The 600-nt window shown below is 49.7% G+C and carries 1 protein-coding gene; it reads left to right on the top strand.

The window, feature by feature from the left end:
* Positions 1-600 (top strand): 3-hydroxyacyl-CoA dehydrogenase NAD-binding domain-containing protein (locus R8O11_RS29430; RefSeq protein WP_318195149.1); only part of this gene is annotated, 600 nt, incomplete at both ends.

Below are 600 nucleotides of genomic sequence, written 5' to 3'. Positions count from 1 at the left end.
GTCGGGCAGTGGGTTAGGTCGTAAGCTCGTTTTCGAACAAGCTGCGAAGAAAACCAACCAGAAGACCCGTGGCAACTATCCAGCAACGGTCGCGATTCTAGAAGTGATTCAACACGGTCTGGAAAAAGGCTTTGCACAAGGGCAAGAGCTTGAAGCGAAACGATTTGGTGAGCTTGTGATGAGCTCCGAATCGAAGGCATTGCGCTCTATCTTCTTCGCGACAACTGAAATGAAGAAGGAACACGGCACGGATGCACAGCCAGCAGCGGTGAAAAAAGTGGGTGTTCTTGGTGGCGGCTTAATGGGCGCTGGGATCAGCCATGTAACGGTTGCAAAAGCAAACGTGCCTGTTCGAATCAAAGATGTGAGCAATGACGGTGTGTTGAATGCGCTTAACTACAACTACAAGTTGTTTGAGAAGCAGCGCAAACGTCGCATCCTGTCGAAAGCCGATTTACAGGCGAAGATGTTGCAACTGTCAGGTGGCGTAGACTTTACAAGTTACAACCACATTGATGTTGTGATCGAAGCGGTTTTCGCAGACGTGGCTCTAAAACAACAGGTGGGTGCGGGCAGTGAAGCAAACGCAAAATCTGACAC

Source organism: Vibrio sp. 1288, assembly GCF_033344475.1.
The sequence above is the reverse complement of the archived record's forward strand: the minus strand, read 5'-3'. Positions and strand labels throughout refer to the sequence as shown.